At 53.6% G+C, this 21070-nt stretch carries 18 protein-coding genes and 2 pseudogenes; 16 read left to right on the forward strand and 4 right to left on the reverse strand.

All coding sequences use genetic code 11. From position 1 onward, the window contains the following. Positions 1 to 3 precede the first annotated feature (3 nt). From kdpC to ACLJRU_RS13850, 7 genes are all read left to right on the forward strand, one after another. A complete protein-coding gene (gene kdpC, locus ACLJRU_RS13820; RefSeq protein WP_001539480.1) occupies positions 4 to 588 on the forward strand; it encodes a potassium-transporting ATPase subunit KdpC in 585 nt (194 codons plus the stop codon). Next, the gene (gene kdpD / locus ACLJRU_RS13825; protein WP_011264223.1) at positions 585 to 3269 is read left to right on the forward strand and encodes a two-component system sensor histidine kinase KdpD; all 2685 of its coding nucleotides are present in this window, start codon (positions 585 to 587) and stop codon (positions 3267 to 3269) included. The genes kdpC and kdpD overlap by 4 nt, the downstream gene beginning before the upstream one ends. Beyond that, positions 3266 to 3943 (forward strand): two-component system response regulator KdpE, encoded by a 678-nt coding sequence (kdpE, locus tag ACLJRU_RS13830; protein ID WP_000186053.1) that lies wholly within the window; start codon positions 3266 to 3268, stop codon positions 3941 to 3943. The genes kdpD and kdpE overlap by 4 nt, the downstream gene beginning before the upstream one ends. A 277-nt stretch (positions 3944 to 4220) precedes the next feature. Next, the gene (gene speFL / locus ACLJRU_RS13835; RefSeq protein WP_015632840.1) at positions 4221 to 4325 is read left to right on the forward strand and encodes a leader peptide SpeFL; all 105 of its coding nucleotides are present in this window, start codon (positions 4221 to 4223) and stop codon (positions 4323 to 4325) included. Positions 4326 to 4704: 379 nt separating this feature from the next. Then, positions 4705 to 6903: an ornithine decarboxylase SpeF gene (gene speF, locus ACLJRU_RS13840; RefSeq protein ID WP_001539477.1), complete on the forward strand. Its 2199-nt coding sequence runs from the start codon at positions 4705 to 4707 to the stop codon at positions 6901 to 6903. Further along, entirely contained in the window at positions 6900 to 8219 is a 1320-nt protein-coding gene (potE, locus tag ACLJRU_RS13845) for a putrescine-ornithine antiporter (RefSeq protein ID WP_000042658.1), read from the forward strand. The genes speF and potE overlap by 4 nt, the downstream gene beginning before the upstream one ends. Positions 8220 to 8283: 64 nt before the next feature. Beyond that, the gene (locus tag ACLJRU_RS13850) at positions 8284 to 8769 is read left to right on the forward strand and encodes a pyridoxamine 5'-phosphate oxidase family protein (RefSeq protein WP_000070056.1); all 486 of its coding nucleotides are present in this window, start codon (positions 8284 to 8286) and stop codon (positions 8767 to 8769) included. A 114-nt stretch (positions 8770 to 8883) separates the two neighbouring features. On the opposite strand, the gene pgm is transcribed toward ACLJRU_RS13850, so the two are convergent. Both pgm and seqA read right to left on the reverse strand, forming a co-directional pair. Next, positions 8884 to 10524 carry a phosphoglucomutase (alpha-D-glucose-1,6-bisphosphate-dependent) gene (gene pgm, locus ACLJRU_RS13855; protein ID WP_000974388.1) on the reverse strand — a complete coding sequence of 547 codons (1641 nt, stop codon included), beginning with the start codon at positions 10522 to 10524 and terminating at the stop codon, positions 8884 to 8886. A 24-nt stretch (positions 10525 to 10548) separates the two neighbouring features. Beyond that, positions 10549 to 11091: a replication initiation negative regulator SeqA gene (gene seqA, locus ACLJRU_RS13860; protein ID WP_000848395.1), complete on the reverse strand. Its 543-nt coding sequence runs from the start codon at positions 11089 to 11091 to the stop codon at positions 10549 to 10551. Positions 11092 to 11275: 184 nt separating this feature from the next. Between seqA and ybfF the strand changes: the two genes are divergently transcribed. The 9 genes and pseudogenes from ybfF to tcuC all read left to right on the forward strand — a co-directional run bounded on the left by ybfF (position 11276) and on the right by tcuC (position 18911). Then, positions 11276 to 12046 (forward strand): esterase, encoded by a 771-nt coding sequence (gene ybfF / locus ACLJRU_RS13865; protein ID WP_000773246.1) that lies wholly within the window; start codon positions 11276 to 11278, stop codon positions 12044 to 12046. 133 nt (positions 12047 to 12179) lie between these two features. Next, positions 12180 to 12473 carry a LexA regulated protein gene (gene ybfE, locus ACLJRU_RS13870; RefSeq protein WP_001539473.1) on the forward strand — a complete coding sequence of 98 codons (294 nt, stop codon included), beginning with the start codon at positions 12180 to 12182 and terminating at the stop codon, positions 12471 to 12473. A gap of 150 nt (positions 12474 to 12623) precedes the next feature. Further along, positions 12624 to 13154, forward strand: a complete 531-nt coding sequence (gene fldA / locus ACLJRU_RS13875; protein ID WP_001018621.1) for a flavodoxin FldA — start codon at positions 12624 to 12626, stop codon at positions 13152 to 13154. Positions 13155 to 13357: 203 nt separating this feature from the next. Next, positions 13358 to 13443: pseudogene (locus ACLJRU_RS13880) on the forward strand (ryhB-regulated fur leader peptide). Beyond that, positions 13436 to 13888: a ferric iron uptake transcriptional regulator gene (fur, locus tag ACLJRU_RS13885; RefSeq protein ID WP_000131699.1), complete on the forward strand. Its 453-nt coding sequence runs from the start codon at positions 13436 to 13438 to the stop codon at positions 13886 to 13888. The pseudogene ACLJRU_RS13880 and the gene fur overlap by 8 nt, the downstream one beginning before the upstream one ends. Before the next feature lie 114 nt (positions 13889 to 14002). After that, positions 14003 to 14929, forward strand: coding sequence for a tricarballylate utilization LysR family transcriptional regulator TcuR (gene tcuR / locus ACLJRU_RS13890; RefSeq protein WP_001539472.1), 927 nt, complete (start codon positions 14003 to 14005; stop codon positions 14927 to 14929). 97 nt (positions 14930 to 15026) lie between these two features. Next, positions 15027 to 16430, forward strand: a complete 1404-nt coding sequence (gene tcuA, locus ACLJRU_RS13895) for an FAD-dependent tricarballylate dehydrogenase TcuA (RefSeq protein ID WP_000228709.1) — start codon at positions 15027 to 15029, stop codon at positions 16428 to 16430. Continuing rightward, positions 16417 to 17556 (forward strand): annotated as a pseudogene (gene tcuB, locus ACLJRU_RS13900) (tricarballylate utilization protein TcuB). The gene tcuA and the pseudogene tcuB overlap by 14 nt, the downstream one beginning before the upstream one ends. A gap of 50 nt (positions 17557 to 17606) precedes the next feature. After that, the gene (tcuC, locus tag ACLJRU_RS13905) at positions 17607 to 18911 is read left to right on the forward strand and encodes a tricarballylate/proton symporter TcuC (RefSeq protein WP_000057014.1); all 1305 of its coding nucleotides are present in this window, start codon (positions 17607 to 17609) and stop codon (positions 18909 to 18911) included. Positions 18912 to 18959: 48 nt separating this feature from the next. Here tcuC and chiQ read toward each other — a convergent pair whose 3' ends face one another. Both chiQ and chiP read right to left on the reverse strand, forming a co-directional pair. After that, a complete protein-coding gene (gene chiQ / locus ACLJRU_RS13910; RefSeq protein WP_000722260.1) occupies positions 18960 to 19292 on the reverse strand; it encodes a ChiQ/YbfN family lipoprotein in 333 nt (110 codons plus the stop codon). 49 nt (positions 19293 to 19341) lie between these two features. Further along, positions 19342 to 20748, reverse strand: coding sequence for a chitoporin ChiP (gene chiP, locus ACLJRU_RS13915; RefSeq protein ID WP_001539469.1), 1407 nt, complete (start codon positions 20746 to 20748; stop codon positions 19342 to 19344). Positions 20749 to 21070 lie beyond the last annotated feature (322 nt).

Below are 21070 nucleotides of genomic sequence, written 5' to 3' on the forward strand. Positions count from 1 at the left end.
ATGATGATCGGTTTACGTCCTGCTTTTTCGACAATGTTATTTCTGCTGTTATTGACCGGTGGCGTGTATCCGCTTCTGACCACGGCGCTGGGGCAGTGGTGGTTTCCCTGGCAGGCTAATGGCTCGCTGATTCATAAAGACAATGTGATACGCGGCTCAGCGCTTATCGGACAATCGTTTACCGCCGCGGGCTATTTTCATGGCCGGCCCTCCGCCACCGCCGATACGCCTTATAATCCACTGGCGTCGGGCGGAAGCAACCTGGCCGCCAGCAATCCCGAACTGGATGCGCAAATTCAGGCCCGCGTCGCCGCGCTACGCGCCGCTAACCCCCAGGCGAGTTCCGCGGTTCCGGTTGAGCTGACGACGGCGTCGGCAAGCGGACTGGATAATAATCTGACGCCCGGCGCCGCGGCATGGCAAATCCCCCGCGTGGCGGCGGCTCGCCAGCTTCCCGTTGAACAGGTCGCGCAACTGGTTGCAGAATATACGCACAGGCCGCTGGCGCGCTTTCTTGGGCAACCAGTGGTGAATATTGTTGAGCTTAATCTGGCGCTGGATGCGCTACAGGGACACAGAGCGAAATGAACGACGAACCCTTGCGTCCTGATCCGGATCGCTTGTTGGAACAAACGCCCCCGCCCCACCGGGGGAAGTTGAAAATTTTCTTCGGCGCCTGCGCAGGCGTCGGAAAAACCTGGGCGATGCTGGCGCAAGCGCAGCGGCTGCGAGCGCAGGGGCTGGATGTGGTGATCGGCGTTGTAGAGACGCACGGCCGTGAAGAGACCGCCGCACTACTTGACGGGCTGACCATTCTGCCGCCAAAACGTCACTCGCACCGGGGGCGGCAAATTCGCGAATTTGACCTGGATGCCGCCCTCGCCCGGCGTCCGGCGCTGATTTTAATGGATGAGCTGGCGCACAGTAACGCGCCTGGCTCACGCCATCCTAAGCGCTGGCAGGATATTGAAGAGCTGCTGGAAGCGGGAATCGACGTTTTCACCACCGTGAACGTACAACATCTGGAAAGTCTGAACGATGTGGTGAGCGGCGTCACGGGGATTCAGGTGCGCGAAACCGTCCCCGATCCCTTTTTTGATGCCGCCGATGAAGTCGTACTGGTCGATCTGCCGCCCGACGATCTGCGCCAACGGCTCAACGAAGGTAAAGTGTATATCGCCGGCCAAGCGGAACGCGCTATTGAACATTTTTTCCGCAAAGGCAATCTGATCGCCCTCCGCGAGCTGGCGCTACGCCGGACAGCCGATCGCGTGGACGATCAGATGCGCGCCTGGCGCGCGCATCCGGGCGAAGAAAAAGTATGGCACACCCGCGATGCGATTTTACTGTGTATCGGGCATAACACCGGCAGCGAAAAACTGGTGCGTACCGCGGCGCGTCTGGCCTCCCGGCTCGGCAGCGTCTGGCACGCCGTCTATGTCGAAACGCCAACGTTACACCGCTTACCGGAAAAACAACGGCGGGCTATTTTAAGCGCGCTGCGCCTGGCGCAGGAGCTTGGCGCGGAAACCGCCACCCTGTCCGATCCCGCCGAAGAGAAAGCGGTCGTGCGCTATGCCCGCGAGCATAATCTGGGGAAAATCGTCATGGGCCGCCCGGCGTCGCGACGCTGGTGGCGACGTGACGCTTTCGCCGACCGTCTTGCCAGGCGCGCGCCGGATCTCGATCAGGTGATCGTCGCGCTGGAAGAGCCGCCAGCCCGCGCATTGGCGCAAACGCCTGATAACCGACCTTTTAAAGAGAAATGGCGTGGGCAGATTCAGGGCTGTCTGGTCGCCGTGGCGCTTTGCGCCATCACCACGCTTATCGCTATGCAGTGGCTTGTCACCTTCGACGCCGCCAATCTGGTGATGCTCTATTTGCTGGGCGTAGTGGTGATTGCGCTGCTTTACGGACGCTGGCCGTCGGTGGTGGCGACGGTGATTAACGTGGCGAGTTTCGATCTCTTTTTTATCGCGCCACGCGGTACGCTCGCCGTTTCGGACGTGCAGTATTTGCTGACCTTTGCCGTGATGCTGACGGTTGGTCTGGTGATTGGCAATCTTACTGCCGGGGTGCGCTATCAGGCGCGCGTCGCCCGTTATCGGGAACAGCGTACCCGCCATTTATATGAAATGTCTAAAGCGCTGGCCGTCGGGCGTAGCGAACATGATATCGCCGCGACCAGCGAGCGGTTTATCGCCTCGACGTTTCAGGCGCGCAGCCAAATTTTATTACCTGATACTAACGGTAAGTTGCTGCCTCTCACCCACCAGCAAGGCATGACGCCGTGGGACGACGCAATTGCGCGCTGGAGTTTTGATAAAGGCCAGCCTGCCGGCGCAGGCACCGATACCCTCCCTGGCGTGCCTTATCAAATCCTGCCGCTGAAAAGCGCCGATAAAACGTACGGTCTGGCTATCGTCGAACCGGGTAATTTGCGTCAGTTAATGGTGCCGGAGCAGCAACGCCTGCTGGAAACATTCACTCTGCTTGTCGCCAACGCTCTGGAACGACTGACGCTGACCGCCAGCGAAGAACAGGCGCGTCTCGCCAGCGAGCGCGAAAGTATTCGCAACGCTCTGCTGGCGGCGCTATCGCATGATTTACGCACGCCGCTGACGGTATTGTTCGGCCAGGCGGAAATTTTGACGCTGGATTTAGCCAGCGCAGGATCGCCCCACGCGCGTCAGGCCAGTGAAATCCGCCAGCATATTCTCAACACCACCCGGCTGGTGAATAATTTGCTGGATATGGCGCGTATTCAGTCCGGCGGGTTTAATCTTAAAAAAGAGTGGCTGACGCTGGAAGAGGTCGTCGGTAGCGCGTTACAGATGTTAGAGCCGGGTTTATTGCATCCGATTACATTGTCGCTGCCGCAACAGTTAACGCTTATCCATGTCGATGGCCCCTTATTTGAGCGCGTCCTGATCAACTTGCTGGAAAACGCCGTTAAGTACGCCGGGCCGCAGGCCAGTATCGGCATTGATGCTGCGGTTAAGGACGATCGTTTACAACTGGATGTCTGGGATAACGGGCCGGGTATTCCTGCGGGGCAAGAACAGAAGATTTTCGATAAATTCGCTCGCGGCAACAAAGAGTCCGCCGTCCCCGGCGTGGGGCTGGGGCTGGCGATTTGCCATGCTATCGTAGAGGTACACGGCGGCACGCTTACCGCCTATAATCGACCGCAGGGCGGCGCCTGTTTCCGTGTGACGCTGCCGCAAGGAAAACCACCTGAACTTGACTATTTTCATGAGGATATGTGACAAACGTTCTGATTGTTGAAGATGAACAGGCCATCCGCCGCTTTCTGCGCGCCGCGCTGGAAGGCGACGGCCTGCGCGTGTATGAAGCTGAAACATTACAACGTGGTTTACTGGAAGCCGCCACGCGAAAGCCCGATCTGATTATTCTCGATCTCGGCCTGCCGGATGGCGACGGAATCGATTTTATTCGCGACCTGCGTCAGTGGAGCGCAATACCGGTGATTGTCCTTTCCGCCCGCAGCGAAGAAAGCGATAAGATTGCCGCGCTTGACGCCGGAGCTGATGATTACCTGAGCAAGCCATTCGGCATTGGCGAGCTGCAGGCGCGTTTGCGCGTCGCGCTGCGACGGCACGCCGCCAGCCCTTGCGCCGATCCGATCGTCCGCTTTTCCGGCGTGACGGTCGATCTCGCCGCACGGTTGATCCACCGTGGCGACGAAGAAATCCATCTGACGCCGATTGAGTTCCGCCTGCTGGCGGTATTACTCAATAATGCCGGCAAGGTATTAACCCAACGGCAGTTATTAAACCAGGTCTGGGGGCCTAACGCCGTGGAGCATAGCCACTATTTGCGCATCTATATGGGACATTTACGCCAGAAACTGGAACAAGATCCCACCCGCCCACGCCATTTTATTACCGAAACCGGAATTGGCTATCGCTTTATGCCGTGAATAGCTATTCATTATTTTTAAATAACTTCTAATTTTTATGTCATTTATTTTCGGCGTCGCGAATAATTATTTTCACGGCGATATTATATTTTATAGAGGATATAAAAAACATATAATTAACATTTAAGAAACAATCCGTTATTTCACAGCACGATATGCATAATCGCCGACTAATTATTTTTCAAATGATCGTTTTTTGTTGATCTGGTTCACAGATTGCTGGCGCTTCCTGGATAAAATATCCATGCTTTCAATAAATCAATGAAAGGACCTCAAAATGGAAAATAATAATCGTTTTATGCCCCATATAAGGCGGACAACGCATATTATGATGTTTGCCCACCGTAATAGTTTCGACTTTCATTTCTTTAATGCCCGGTAGTTTTTCTGCTACGGGTACTTCAGCATACAGGTCTTTCCGACCCTTATGTCATTCAGGTCTATTGCCTAAATAACTCGAATTGTTAAAAGCGACAGTACGGTAATTCCTTTACGTCCAGCCAGCTAACTATGTGGTTTGACAGAAGAAATTCTGACTCAGCGCAATTTTAGTTATCACGGTTTCTGCCTGTATATCGTAGTACTCAACTCCTTAAATCCTGAATTTCCTGCAACCGGACGGGTTGGGATTTATTACATCTAAAATAAAGCTAATTTACTGATTTTTTTATCAGCGGGATGGCTTTGATTTTTTCCGGAAGAATCAGTTTCTCATGCGAGAAATTGAGGGCCTGCTATTACCTGAAATAAAGAGATGAAAAATGTCAGAATTAAAAATTGCCGTTAGCCGTCATTGCCCGGATTGTTTTTCTACACACCGTAATATTGTAAATGTTGATGAGAGTCGTTTCATCGACGTGGCTGCCATCGTGTTATCCATCGACGACATTGAACACGGAAAACTCGATGAAATCGACGCAACGGGTTACGGTATTCCCGTGTTTGTCGCGACTCATGACGAAGGGCGCGTACCGCCTGAGTATTTGCCGCGTATCTCTGGTGTATTCGAATATAATGAATCCCGTACTGCCTTCTATGGTCGCCAGTTGGAAACCGCAGCAAGCCACTACGAAACGCAGTTACGTCCGCCGTTTTTCCGCGCGCTGGTGGATTATGTCAACCAGGGCAACAGCGCATTTGACTGCCCGGGGCATCAGGGCGGCGAATTCTTCCGCCGTCATCCTGCCGGTAATCAGTTCGTGGAATACTTTGGCGAAACGCTCTTCCGCTCCGACCTATGCAACGCGGACGTGGCGATGGGCGATCTGCTGATTCACGAAGGCGCGCCTTGCATTGCGCAGCAACATGCGGCGAAAGTCTTTAACGCCGATAAGACCTACTTTGTGCTGAACGGGACCTCCTCCTCTAACAAAGTCGTACTCAACGCGCTGTTAACGCCGGGCGATCTGGTACTGTTTGACCGTAACAACCACAAATCTAACCACCACGGCGCATTATTGCAGGCGGGCGCAACGCCAGTTTATCTGGAAACCGCGCGTAACCCGTATGGTTTTATCGGCGGGATCGACGCTCACTGCTTCGAAGAAGATTACCTGCGCGAGCTGATTAGCGAAGTCGCGCCGCAGCGTGCCCGCGAAGCACGTCCATTCCGTCTGGCCGTCATCCAGTTAGGCACCTACGACGGTACCATTTATAACGCCCGTCAGGTCGTCGATAAAATTGGTCATCTGTGCGACTACATCCTGTTTGACTCCGCCTGGGTCGGCTATGAACAATTTATTCCGATGATGGCCGATTGTTCGCCGCTGCTGCTGGAACTGAACGAAAACGATCCGGGTATTCTGGTGACGCAGTCCGTTCATAAACAACAAGCCGGTTTCTCCCAGACCTCACAGATCCATAAAAAAGATAGCCATATCAAAGGGCAATCGCGCTACGTTCCGCATAAGCGCATGAACAACGCCTTTATGATGCACGCCTCCACCAGCCCGTTCTATCCGCTGTTCGCCGCGCTGGACGTTAACGCCAAAATGCACGAAGGCGTCAGCGGTCGCAATATGTGGATGGATTGCGTGGTTAACGGCATCGATGCCCGTAAATTGATCCTCGAAAACTGTCATCACATCCGTCCGTTCGTACCGGAACTGATTGATGGTAAGCCGTGGCAGTCATACCCGACGTCAGAGATCGCCAGCGATCTACGCTTCTTCCACTTCGTTCCGGGAGAACACTGGCATGCGTTTGAAGGCTATGCCGAACATCAGTACTTTGTCGACCCTTGCAAACTGCTGCTCACCACACCGGGCATTAATGCAGCAAGCGGCGAATATGAAGACTTTGGCGTTCCTGCCACGATCCTCGCCAACTTCCTGCGCGAGAACGGCGTTGTGCCGGAAAAATGCGACCTCAACTCCATTCTGTTCCTGCTGACGCCGGCAGAAGACATGGCGAAGTTACAACAGCTTGTCGCCCTGCTGGCTCGTTTCGAAAAACTGCTGGAGGCTGATGCGCCGTTAGCGGAAGTATTACCGTCCATCTACAAACAGCATGAAGCGCGTTATGCCGACTATACCCTGCGTCAGCTTTGCCAGGAGATGCACGATCTCTATGCGCGGCACAACGTGAAACAGCTGCAAAAAGAGATGTTCCGTAAATCGCATTTCCCGAAAGTCAGTATGAATCCGCAAGAGGCCAACTATGCCTATCTGCGCGGTGAGGTCGAACTGGTTCGCCTGCCGGAAGCGGAAGGTCGTATCGCGGCTGAAGGCGCTCTGCCTTACCCGCCGGGAGTGCTGTGTGTAGTTCCGGGTGAAATCTGGGGCGGTTCTGTCCTGCGTTACTTCAGCGCCCTGGAAGAAGGGATCAACCTGCTGCCGGGCTTTGCGCCTGAACTGCAGGGCGTTTATATCGAAGAACACGACGGCCGTAAGCAGGTCTGGTGCTACGTCATTAAACCTCGTGACGCGCAGCGCTCCCTGCTGAAGGAGGAAAAATTATGAGTAAACCTAAATCCAATAAAATGGGTGTCGTGCAGCTCACAATTCTGACTATGGTCAACATGATGGGCTCCGGGATCATCATGCTACCGACCAAACTGTCTGAAGTCGGCACGATATCCATTATCTCCTGGCTGGTCACCGCCGTCGGCTCGATGGCACTGGCCTGGGCGTTTGCGAAATGCGGTATGTTTAGCCGTAAATCCGGCGGCATGGGCGGTTACGCCGAATATGCCTTCGGTAAATCCGGCAACTTTATGGCGAACTATACCTACGGCGTCTCGCTGCTGATCGCCAACGTGGCTATCGCCATCTCCGCTGTCGGCTATGGTACCGAACTGTTCGGCGCCGCGCTGACGCCGCTCCAGATCGGTCTGGCGACTATCGCCGTATTGTGGGTTTGTACCATCGCAAACTTTGGCGGCGCGCGTATTACCGGACAGATCAGTAGCGTTACCGTTTGGGGCGTCATCATTCCGGTTGTCGGCCTGTGCATCATTGGCTGGTTCTGGTTTAGCCCCAGCATGTACGTAGCGTCATGGAACCCGCACCATGTTCCGTTCTTTAGCGCGGTCGGTTCTTCCATCGCCATGACGTTATGGGCATTTCTTGGACTGGAATCCGCCTGCGCCAACGCAGACGTGGTCGAGAATCCGGAAAAGAACGTCCCCATCGCGGTACTGGGCGGTACGCTGGGCGCGGCGGTCATCTATATCGTTTCGACTAACGTGATTGCCGGGATTGTGCCGAACATGGATCTGGCGAACTCCACGGCGCCGTTTGGTCTGGCGTTTGCACAGATGTTCACGCCTGCGGTAGGTAAAGTGATCATGGCGCTGATGGTAATGTCCTGCTGCGGCTCGCTGCTGGGCTGGCAGTTCACTATCGCTCAGGTCTTTAAATCCTCCGCTGACGAAGGCTATTTCCCGAAAGTCTTCTCTCGTGTAACGAAAGTCGACGCGCCGGTACAGGGGATGCTGATTATTGTGATTATTCAGACTGGCCTGTCGCTGATGACCATTAGCCCGTCGCTGAATAGTCAGTTTAACGTCCTGGTTAACCTGGCGGTGGTGACGAACATTATTCCGTATATTCTGTCGATGGCCGCGTTGGTTATCATTCAGAAAATGGCGAATGTGCCGTCATCAAAAGCGAAAGTCGCTAACTTCGTGGCCTTCGTTGGCGCCATGTATAGCTTCTACGCGCTCTATTCCTCCGGTGAAGAAGCCATGCTGTACGGCTCAATTGTGACCTTCCTCGGCTGGACGTTATACGGCCTGGTCTCACCGCGTTTTGAATTGAAAAATAAACACGGCTGATGGCGCGCCCGGGCTGCGGTAACGGTAGTCCGGGCATTTTCACACTTTGAATAAGATAATAGAAATGAGTAATCCAGAACGGGAAGTCACTGATATAGCAGAAATACTGGCTATTCTCAGTAAACACGAAGTGTGTCGGATAGGGTTTAACGACAATCTCTGTCCGTATGTTGTCCCCGTAAATTTTGGCTACGAGTATCAGAACGGACGCTGGATATTTTATTTTCACGGCGCACGCACTGGGAAAAAGATGCGTCTGTTACGTAAGAACCCGGCAGTATGCATTGAAATGGACGGCGACCATGCATTACTACGTGCCGATGACCCCTGTGATTATAGCTACGCCTACACCAGCGTTTTCGCCACCGGACTGGCATCGATATTGCAAACACGCGAGGAGATGCGCTACGGCCTAGACGTCATTATGCGTCAGACCGATCCGGGAAAAACCTTCAGTTATCGGGAAGATATGATGAAAGCGGTTTGCGTGGTGCGTATTGAATGCGACGCCCTCACCTGCCGCCGACATCTGGCGACTCAGAGCGAATAAGTCAGATATCACAAGCGCCTTATCCGGCCTGGAGGCGATTTACAGGCCTAATAAGCGCAGCGCCGTTAATACAAAAAAGGAGCCGTAAGGCTCCTTTTTCTTCCATATCGCCCATCAGGCGTTTTTCAATACTTCGCTAACGATTTCAACGGCTTCTTTCTCAATCTGCTTGCGATGTTCTTCCCCCAGGAAGCTTTCGCAATAGATCTTGTAAGCGTCTTCCGTACCGGATGGACGCGCGGAGAACCAGCCGTTATCGGTCATTACCTTCAGGCCGCCAATCGATGCGCCATTACCCGGCGCTGCGGTAAGACGCGCGGTGATCGGGTCGCCTGCCAGCGTGCTGGCGCTGACCATTTCCGGAGACAGTTTAGACAATGCCGCTTTCTGCGCGGAGGTCGCGCTCGCCTGCAGACGGTTATAGCTCGGCGCGCCAAAACGCGCTGCCAGTTCATTGTAATGCTCTTGCGGGTTTTTCCCGGTAACGGCGGTGATTTCCGCCGCCAGCAGGCACATGATGATACCGTCTTTATCGGTAGACCACGGCGTACCGTCGAAACGCAGGAACGAAGCGCCCGCGCTCTCTTCCCCGCCGAAACCAAAGCTGCCGTCGAACAAACCGTCAACAAACCATTTGAAGCCAACCGGCACTTCTACCAGCTTGCGTCCCAAATCATTCACCACGCGGTCAATCATCGCGGAAGAGACCAGCGTTTTACCGACAGCCACGTCTTTGCCCCACAGCGGACGATGCTGGAACAGATAGTTAATGGCGACCGCCAGATAATGGTTCGGGTTCATCAGCCCTGCAGGCGTCACGATGCCATGACGGTCGTAGTCCGGGTCGTTGGCGAAGGCCAGGTCAAACTTGTCACGCAGCGCCAGCAAACCCGCCATCGCACATTCGGAGGAGCAATCCATACGGATCGCGCCGTCTTTATCAAGGTGCATAAAGCGGAAGGTTTGATCAACCTGATCGTTAACTAACGTCAGGTTAAGCTTGTAATGCTCAGCGATACGTTTCCAGTATTCAATACCGGAGCCGCCCAGCGGATCGACACCCAGCGTCAGACCCGCTTTCTGAATCGCCGCCATATCAACGATATCCGCCAGCCCTTCGACAAATGGCTGCACCAGATCTACCGCTTTAACGTGGCCCGAGGCCATTGCCGCATCCAGAGAGATGCGCTTAACGCCTTGCAGGCCGCCCGCCAGCAGCGCATTGGCGCGATCTTCTACCACTTTAGTGACGTTGGTATCCGCCGGGCCGCCATTGGGCGGATTATATTTAATACCGCCATCTTCCGGCGGGTTGTGCGACGGCGTAATGACAATACCATCAGCCAGCGGGCCGCCTTTTTTGTTATGGACCAGGATAGCATTTGACACGGCAGGCGTTGGCGTAAAGCCATTATTTTCCTGCACGATAACGTCTACGCCGTTTGCCGCCAGCACTTCCAGTACGGAAATGAAGGCCGGCTCCGAGAGCGCATGGGTGTCTTTCCCCACATAGCAGGGGCCGGTAATGCCATTTTTCGCCCGCTCTTCAGCAATCGCCTGGGCGATCGCCAGAATATGCGGTTCGTTGAAACTGTGACGACCTGCGCTACCGCGATGGCCGGAAGTGCCAAATTTCACGGCATGTTCTGCATTCCCTGCCTCCGGTTTCAGTACATAATACTGCGCCGTCAGTTGGGCGACGTTAATCAAATCACTCTGTTGCGCGGGTTGTCCTGCGCGGTTGTGGATTGCCATTGCCTGGTCCTTCTAATGCAAGGATTAAATTGTTCCGCAAACCTTTTCAATCAATTCCGCCGGGAATTGCATTGACTGCATGATGTGTTCGATCATGCTGCATTTACGGCCGGTGTTGGTGTTGGTGATCACCCAGTACGGCGTGCCGGGAACGTGCTTAGGTTTAGTTTGATTCCCATTTTTCAGCAGCGTTTGTTCATCCGCCGCAAAATAGACGCGCGTGCGGCCATGCAACGACTCCGTCGCCTCCGCAAACGCGTGGTGATCCAGTGAATAGAGTGTAGTCAGAATCAGCATAAAGCGGTTGACCGCTTTTTTCTGCTCGGCATATTCGTCAGACAACAACAGCTCACGCATCGCGCGAACTTTGTCTTTTACCGGGTTAACCGGTTTCGCTTCGGCAACGGGTTGCGCCGCAGGCGTCCCCTTCACCGCTGAAGCCGTTGGCTGTGTCGTGGCGGAAAACTTCAACATACGCCGTAAAATGTCGGATGCGCTCTCGCCGATATGCTTGGTGTGGCTGGCAATATAGCTATAGAGTTCATCATCAACTTCAATCGTTTTCATCTTAATCCAGTGCGATGTCTTTGCTGAATACAAGTCATTGGGATTATAGGAACAAATCCCAACAGCGGATAGCGTTAAGCCCGGCTGACAAAAAAACTCGGAGTAAACCTTAGAGGTTGCAGCCCAGTGGCAGAATGGTCAACATAATACCCTAACCCGACAGAGCGAAAAAAAGAACTTTGCCATGAAATTAAACATCCGAGCGCAATCTGCACAAAACCTGCACAATAATTCCCCCATCGTTCTCGTTCATGGTCTGTTTGGCAGCCTGGACAACCTCGGCGTACTGGCGCGCGATCTGGTGACCGATCACGACATTATTCAGGTCGATATGCGCAATCATGGTTTATCGCCGCGCGATCCGGTCATGGATTATCCGGCAATGGCCCAGGATCTTCTGGATACGCTTGACGCGCAGCAGATTGAAAAAGCGACGTTTATTGGTCATTCCATGGGCGGAAAAGCGGTAATGGCGCTGACGGCGCTGGCGCCCGATCGCATCGATCGTCTGGTCGCGATTGATATCGCCCCCGTGGATTATCACGTTCGCCGCCACGATCGCATTTTCGCGGCCATTAATGCCGTCAGCGAATCCGACGCGACATCCCGCCAACAGGCGGCAGGGATTATGCGCCAACACCTCAACGAAGAAGGCGTGATCCAGTTTCTGTTAAAATCCTGGGCTGAAGGCGAATGGCGTTTTAATGTTCCGGTATTATGGGAGCAGTATCCGCATATCGTCGGCTGGGAAACCATTCCTCCCTGGGAACATCCGGCGCTGTTTATTCCAGGCGGTAACTCGCCGTACGTGACCGAAGCGTACCGCGACACGCTACTGGCACAATTCCCTTTGGCGCGCGCGCATGTGATCGCCGGCGCGGGCCACTGGGTACATGCCGAAAAACCAGAGGCGGTTCTGCGCGCCATCCGCCGTTATCTGCACGATAAACGCTAACTGATTAAAAACTCATCGCCTGTGCGCGATTACGCGCGCGGGCGTTGGCGTCGCTTCCTCGCTGATGTATGATGGCGCGCTATCCATCCGGGCATAAGCCTGGCTGATTGTTTCCCCCGAAGTCACCAAAATCATGGCCAAAGAACAAACGGACCGTACGACATTAGATCTGTTCGCGCACGAGCGTCGCCCGGGACGACCTAAAACGAATCCGCTTTCGCGCGATGAACAGTTACGCATCAACAAGCGCAACCAGTTAAAACGCGACAAAGTTCGTGGCCTCAAGCGTGTCGAATTAAAACTCAACGCACAAGTGGTTGACGCGCTGAATGAGCTGGCCGAAGCGCGCAACATTAGCCGCAGCGAGCTCATTGAAGAAATATTAATGAAGCAGCTTATGGCGCTGCGCGGCCAGGGTTTAGTCTGAAAATAAGTTTTGTTTCATATTTCGTGTAGCAGAGCGTGCAGTCCCGCGTGATTGCTGTTTCCGCATATCTGCCTGTTCTGCTATGATTGCCCTTATCCGTGGGCAATTCGCCACCACCATTTCAATAAGTTTCAAGAGGTTATTTTACTCATGGCAATCACTGGCATCTTTTTCGGCAGCGACACCGGTAATACCGAAAATATCGCAAAAATGATTCAAAAACAGCTTGGTAAAGACGTTGCCGATGTGCATGACATTGCAAAAAGCAGTAAAGAAGACCTGGAAGGGTACGACATTCTGCTGCTGGGCATCCCAACCTGGTACTATGGCGAAGCGCAATGTGACTGGGATGACTTCTTCCCGACTCTCGAAGAGATTGACTTTAACGGTAAGCTGGTGGCGCTGTTTGGCTGTGGCGATCAGGAAGACTACGCGGAATACTTCTGTGATGCGCTGGGCACGATTCGCGACATTATTGAGCCGCGCGGCGCCACGATTGTGGGTCACTGGCCAACTGCAGGCTATCATTTTGAAGCCTCTAAAGGTCTGGCTGACGACGATCATTTTGTCGGTCTGGCGATTGACGAAGACCGTCAGCCTGAACTGACCGCCGAGCGTGTTGAAAAATGGGTTAAGCAAGTTTCGGCTGAATTGCACCTCGACGACATCCTCAACGCCTAATCTTATGCGGCGCAGCGTTATATCTGCGCCGCATCAATAGACAAGACCAATCAAAATAATTGCTACAAATTTGTAACTTTCGCACCCATCCCTGTACAATGTCCGGGTGTAATCAGGTGGCGCCAAAATTTGCAGGCAAAACCACAGTTTTATTAACATCTGCGAGAGACTTGCGGTTTTCATTTCGGCATGGCAGTCCTATAATGATACGCATTATCTTGAGTGCAATTTCTGTCACTTCTCTAATGAAGTGAATCGTTTAGCAACAGGACAGATTCCGCATGACTGACAACAATACCGCATTAAAGAAGGCTGGCCTGAAAGTAACGCTTCCTCGTTTAAAAATTCTGGAAGTTCTTCAGGAACCAGATAACCATCACGTCAGTGCGGAAGATTTATACAAACGCCTGATCGACATGGGTGAAGAAATCGGTCTGGCAACCGTATACCGTGTGCTGAACCAGTTTGACGATGCCGGTATCGTGACCCGCCATAATTTTGAAGGCGGTAAATCCGTTTTTGAACTGACGCAACAGCATCATCACGACCATCTTATCTGCCTTGACTGCGGAAAAGTGATTGAATTTAGTGATGACTCTATTGAAGCGCGCCAGCGTGAAATTGCGGCGAAACACGGTATTCGTTTAACTAATCACAGCCTCTATCTTTACGGCCACTGCGCTGAAGGCGACTGCCGCGAAGACGAGCACGCGCACGATGACGCGACTAAATAAGTGTAAATCTTTCGAAGAGCCAACCGCCCGGTTGGCTTTTTTATATCCTCCTCTTTCCTGTCGCTTGATGTTGATTTAATGTAAAAAACACTATCGCATCTCAGGAGAGCAGGAATGGAGCTTCGCCAGTTACGCTATTTCGTGCGTATTATTGAAACCGGCAGTATGGGCAGCGCCGCACAGGATCTTGATATTGGCGTTTCAGCCTTAAGTCAACAGATGTCCCGTCTGGAAAACGAGCTCGCCATCCGTCTACTGCAGAGCACCTCGCGCGGCGTAACGCCAACCAACGCCGGGCTGGCCTTTTATTCACAGGCGCAACTCGCCCTGCGTCATGCCGACGACGCGATTCTCGCCGCTAGAGAAGCGCGCCTTTCCGGTCATGTGAGCGTAGGAATGGCCCCCAGTACCGCCTCCATACTGGGTATACCGTTTATCCATGCCATGCAGGAAAACTATGCCGATGTCCGACTGCATGTGGTGGAAAGCTTGTCCGGTAATCTGGAAAGAATGATCAATACCCGCCAGATTGATTTAGCCGTTGTCTTTCAAAAAGATAAAATCCTGCGCTGGAGCGCCAGACCGATCCTTGAAGAACAGCTTTTTCTGATTGGCTCCCATGCCCTGCTGACGGCGCTTCCTGATAACCCGATCACACCTAAACAACTGGCAGGCATTCCGCTCATTATGCCAAGCCAGGGACACGGGCTGCGCGGCAGGCTGGACGCTGTCTGCCAGGAACATGCGCTTAACGTTGAAATCGTCGCGGAAATTGACGGCCTGGCGTTGTTGATGCGCGCCGTGCGCGACGGTCTTGGCGCCACGTTGCAGCCCGGCGCGGCGATTTCTCATCTGGATAACGACGCGCTACGCGTGATCGGCGTCCATAATCCGGTACTCAGCCGCCCCAATTTTTTAGTCAGCCTGTCGGATGATGAACTGACGCCCGCCGGCCTTGCCGCCAGAGTAGTCCTTACCAAAGTTATGCGTCAGTTAGTCGACGCCGGCGAATGGCCAGGCGCAACTCTTTACGCTTACTAAACCCCTGTTTAGCGCTACCTGATAGCGCGCCGCTTATTTATCCGTATACATTTCAATTACAAATTTAACAAATAGTTAAATGGTACGGGAGTATAAGATGGTTGATGTACTGGTGATAGGCGGAGGCAATGCCGCATTATGCGCCGCCCTGACCGCACGGGAAGCGGGCGCATCGGTTCTGCTGCTGGAGGCTGCCCCGCGAGAATGGCGCGGCGGAAATTCTCAGCACACACGAAACCTGCGCTGTATGCATGATGCGCCGCAGGATGTGCTGGTGGAAAGCTATCCTGAAGAGGAATTCTGGCAGGATCTGTGGCGAGTCACCGACGGCAACACCAACGAGGCGCTGGCGCGGCTGGTCATTCGCACCTCTTCGCAATGCCGCGACTGGATGCGCAAACATGGCGTTAACTTTCAACCGCCGCTATCTGGGGCGCTCCACGTTGCGCGCACCAATGCGTTTTTTATGGGCGGCGGGAAAGCGCTCGTCAATGCCTATTACCGTAGCGCCGAACGGCTGGGCGTACAGGTTCGCTATAACACGCCGGTTCACGCGCTTGAACTTCATGACGGCGAATTCGTGGCGGCGCTGGCGGGTAGCGAACGGATTACCGCCAAAGCCTGCGTATTAGCGGCTGGCGGTTTCGAATCAAACCGTGAATGGCTGCGGGAGGCCTGGGGAGAAAACGCCCGCGGCGAATGGCCCGCGGATAATTTCCTGATTCGCGGCACGCGTTTTAACCAGGGCGTATTACTCAAATTTATGATGGATGCCGGCGCGGATATCATTGGCGATCCGTCCCAGTCGCACTGCGTAGCGATTGATGCCAGGGCGCCGCTGTACGACGGCGGTATTTGTACTCGCGTGGATTGCGTATCGCTGGGTATTGTCGTGAATCGCGACGCCGAACGTTTTTATGATGAAGGCGAAGATTTCTGGCCGAAACGTTACGCCATTTGGGGGCGGCTGGTGGCTCAACAGCCAGGACAAATTGGCTATTCGATTATTGACAGCAAAGCTATCGGCCACTTTATGCCGCCGGTTTTTCCTGGCGCGCAGGCCAATACGCTGGCTGAGCTGGCCTGCCAGTTGGGGCTGGACGCGGAAAAATTTACCCATACCGTCACGCAGTATAACCAGGCCTGCCAACCCGGTCATTTTGATCATACCTTGCTTGATGACTGTGCTACTAAAAACCTGACGCCGGCGAAAACCCACTGGGCGCGCCCGCTTGATGCGCCGCCCTACTACGGTTATGCGCTGCGACCCGGCATCACGTTTACCTACCTGGGTCTGAAAGTCAATGAACGTGCCGCGGTGCATTTTGCCGGTCATCCAAGCCGCAACCTGTTTGTTGCCGGCGAGATGATGGCAGGAAATGTTCTGGGCAAGGGGTATACCGCAGGCGTAGGCATGTCTATCGGCACAACCTTTGGCCGCATTGCGGGAATAGAAGCCGCCCGCGCGGCGCACAAGGAGGCGCAGCATGAAACAGCTTGAAAAATTAATCATTGAGGCCACCGTGCTTACCGAACCGGAAGCCGAGGTCGAACGCGTTATGCAAGTGTGTAACGCGTGTCGCTACTGCGAAGGTTTTTGCGCGGTATTTCCGGCGATGACCCAGCGGCTCGAATTCGGTAAAGCCGATATTCATTATCTGGCGAATTTATGTCATAACTGCGGCGCCTGCCTGCACGCGTGCCAGTACGCGCCGCCCCATGAATTTGCCATTAACGTGCCGAAAGCGATGGCGCAAGCCCGCCTGGAGACGTATCAACAGTATGCCCAGCCCGCCGCTTTTGGCGCGTTATACCGTCGGGCGGGGATCACCGTCGCGCTGGCGCTGATAGTCGGTCTGACGCTCTTTTTATTACTGGCGATGGCGCTGAAAGGGTAGCTGATTCATCCGCCGCTGGCCGGTGACTTCTATCAAATTTTTCCGCATAGCCTGCTGGCATGGATGTTCGGCTCAGTTTTTGTGCTGGCAATCGGTTTGCTTATGGCGGGCGTAATCCGCTTCTGGCGTGAGATCTCGCCGGGCGTACCGCGTTCGGCAGAGATTGCGGAAGCGTCGCACAATGCGTTAACGCTGAAATATCTCGACGGCGGTCACGGCAAAGGCTGTAACGAAGCGGACGATGCGTTCACGCTGCTGCGCCGTCGCTTTCATCACTTTACCTTTTACGGTTTTATGCTCTGTTTTGCCGCCACGGTCGTGGCGACGGGCTATCACTACGTCGCCGGTTGGGAAGCGCCCTACCCGTTTTTTAGCCTGCCGGTCATGCTCGGCACGCTGGGCGGTATCGGTCTGCTTATCGGCCCGGCCGGGCTACTGTGGCTCAATCTGCGGCGGTCGCCGTTACATGGCGATGCGCGCCAGAAACCCATGGATCGCGGCTTTATTCTGCTGCTGTTCTTAACCAGTCTGACCGGGCTGGCGCTGCTGGCAGGCAGAGACACCAGCGGAATGGGCATACTGCTGGCGCTCCATTTAGGCGTGGTGATGGCGCTCTTTCTCACCCTTCCCTACGGAAAATTCGCCCACGGATTTTTCCGCTGCGCGGCCTTACTCAAATGGGCAGTTGAGAAGCGACGCGGAAAACATGCGGGGGATACAGGCAACTGACCCGCAACATCTTACCCATAAAACAATAAAGACAGTGGAGAGCAAACCCTATGGCACAACACACACCTGCAACATCGCGCGCCGGCACGTTCGGCGCAATACTGCGCGTGACAAGCGGCAATTTTCTTGAACAGTTTGATTTTTTCTTGTTCGGATTTTACGCCACCTATATCGCCAGAACGTTTTTTCCGGCGGAAAGCGAATTTGCCTCATTAATGTTGACCTTTGCCGTCTTTGGCTCCGGTTTTTTAATGCGCCCCGTCGGCGCGATTGTGCTTGGCGCCTATATTGACAGAATCGGACGCCGTAAAGGGCTGATGGTGACACTGGCGATTATGGGCTGCGGTACGTTGCTCATCGCCCTCGTCCCCGGCTACCAAACGATCGGCCTGGCAGCGCCTGCGTTGGTGCTGTTGGGCCGGTTATTACAAGGATTTTCTGCGGGCGTTGAGTTAGGCGGCGTCTCGGTCTATCTGTCCGAAATCGCAACGCCAGGCAATAAAGGGTTTTATACCAGCTGGCAATCCGCCAGTCAGCAGGTCGCGATCGTTGTTGCCGCGTTGATTGGTTATAGCCTGAATATCACGCTGGGACACGACGCGATATCGGAGTGGGGCTGGCGAATTCCGTTCTTTATCGGCTGTATGATCATTCCGCTGATTTTTGTTTTACGTCGTTCATTACAAGAAACAGAGGCGTTTTTACAACGCAAGCATCGCCCCGACACCAGGGAAATTTTTGCAACTATCGCCAAAAACTGGCGCATTATTACGGCCGGAACGCTGCTGGTGGCGATGACCACCACAACGTTTTATTTTATCACCGTTTATACGCCGACCTATGGCAGAACCGTGCTTAATCTCAGCGCGCGGGACAGTTTGATCGTCACCATGTTGGTGGGGGTGTCCAATTTTATCTGGTTACCCATTGGCGGCGCGATTTCCGACCGGATTGGCCGTCGCGCCGTATTAATGGGCATTACGTTGCTGGCGCTGATCACCACCTGGCCCGTCATGCAATGGCTGACCGCCGCGCCCGACTTTACCCGCATGACGCTGGTACTGCTGTGGTTCTCTTTCTTTTTTGGCATGTATAACGGCGCAATGGTCGCGGCGTTAACCGAAGTGATGCCAGTCTATGTGCGTACCGTTGGTTTCTCGCTGGCCTTTAGCCTAGCGACGGCGATTTTTGGCGGCCTGACGCCGGCCATCTCTACCGCGCTGGTAAAGTTAACCGGCGACAAAAGCTCGCCCGGCTGGTGGCTGATGTGCGCGGCATTATGTGGACTTGCCGCGACGGCGATGCTGTTTGTACGTCTGAGTCGCGGCTATATCGCGGCAGAAAATAAAGCCTGAAAAAACCACGGGCGGAAAACATTCGCCCGTGGGTGGCAAGGCAGGTTTTTATTGCACGTTATTATGACTGCGAATTTCCTGCCAGACCTTGTCGCAGTCAGCCTTGACCGCCTGATCGTTACCCGTGCGCGTCGCCTGAATGCACTGCTGATAGTCCAGTACCCGCACGCTTTCTTCGTTAGCAAATTGCTGATGTTTGCGCTCTTTTTTAAGGACATTCAGTACGCTTTGGCAGGCCTCTATCTTCTCAGGCGAGCCCTGTGCGGTATTGATACAGGCGCTGTACGCCTCTTTCAGCCGGCTATCTTCTTCCGGCGCGGGTGATGACGCGCAGGCCGTCAAACCGGCGGTCATGCTGGCGATGAGTAAAATTTTTTTCATAGGTCGTTCCTCAACAGCGCGGCAGGCCGGCAGCCTGCCGCATCTGACATCAGAAAATAGTGAATGGCGCAATAACGATAAATTTCACGTCACGCTCATACTGGAAGATGTTGCCGTAACCACCGCCCCAGCTTGGAATATTGGAGTGGTTGTCATATTCGGTAAAGTGCAGTTTGAACATGGTGCCTTTGGCACGCCCCTCCTGCAGGGTATAGACCGCATCCAGACTGTATGAGGACTCTTCGATAGTGCGGTTTTTGTCGTAGTAAGCATCTGGGTTACTTTGCCAGGTTGCCGGTTTAGCATCCCAGGCGTAAACGTAAGACGCGCCCACAGCCCAGCCCGGCAGATTCCAGTTTTTCAGGTCATACATCGCGCCGAAGAAAACCGCCTTTTCACCGTTAGCGTTAAAGTCGGAGCGGTTATCCCACCAGATATCCAGACGACCGTTTGAAGAGGCGTAGGTTGGCGTCATACGTTGCAGAAAATAGCCCTGCTGACCGTCCGCTTTCACCCAGGTGCCTTCCAGACGCAGGTCAACCACTTCCGCGACTTTGTAGCCGAAGGTCAACGCCTGCAGCCAGGCCGTACCGTCGTAAATATCATTCACGCTGCGATCGTCTACTTTGTCGCGCGCGCCGTAGAACTGGTAACTGGTGGTGAACGGATTGCCGCCTAAATCAAATTTATAGCTGGCCTTCGCGAAATATTGATCGACATAGCCTTCGGACTGACCAAACGCCGCTTCCAGCACCAGATCATTTTTGAAGTCGTACTTCGCGCCGATGGAGTGGAGGTAGTCCACATTGGTTTTTTTATCCGCCTGATAAAACTTATCCATTTCGGTATGCCACGGCGCTTTATATTCGTTAGTCCACATGTAGGAAAAACTTAACGCGCCCGCATCGCCATAGTCAAAACTGGCGCCGGCTTCCGCACCCTGATAAGTACCCGGCATAAAACTCCAGTGCGGCGCTAACAGCGTCTGACCGGTAGGCTGAATATAACCGGCGCGTGCCCAGACCGGGCCATATTTAAATTTCGCTGCGGCTTTATAAAGACTGATACCGCTCTTATCGCCGGAATAGTCTTCGTCGTAGCCTTTATTCTTTTTCGAGAAGGCAATTTCGTTTGGATGACCGCTGTCGCCGTTTTCTGCCATTTCAATCGCGGTAAACGCCGCGATATCCAGACCGAACATATCCGCAGCGTAACCAGACTGAAAATCCAGGTTAGCGTTCCAGGTCGCATGAGAAAGGTTAGTTTTATATTTGTCGCCGTCGGTCACATCTTTGCGATCGCGTTCACGCTGCCAATAATAGATGCCGCCCGTTAACGTGGAGTCGTCGAAAAAGCCGGAGGCTTGCGCCTGCGGAACAACGATCCACCCCGACATTGCTGTGATACCGGCGATAGCCAGAGCCAGCGTACTACGTTTGCCACTAAACGTACGCATAAGTTAATCCTCTTTGACGTATAAATTGCTGCCGACAAAAGCGAACAGCGAAAAAATAAAAATAAAAAGTAGCGCTGAGAAACCTCATTTACTACGTTAAATAGACTATTTTTCGCGATGCGAATTATCAATCTCTTTCTGTAACCAGTATGTAATAATATGAGCAACCGCACATATTTAATTGCTTTCTGTTACATTCGACTGCTGGTGGGGGAAGCAGACCACCAGAAAGAAAATTGACTTGTTTTCCATAGGCATGAAAATAATTGTCTCCTGTTGACCTGACGCTTATAACATTTAGATTAATAATCATTTATCAGAT

The organism is Salmonella sp. SAL00653, assembly GCF_046552515.1.
GTDB classification, from domain to species: Bacteria; Pseudomonadota; Gammaproteobacteria; order Enterobacterales; family Enterobacteriaceae; genus Salmonella; species Salmonella enterica.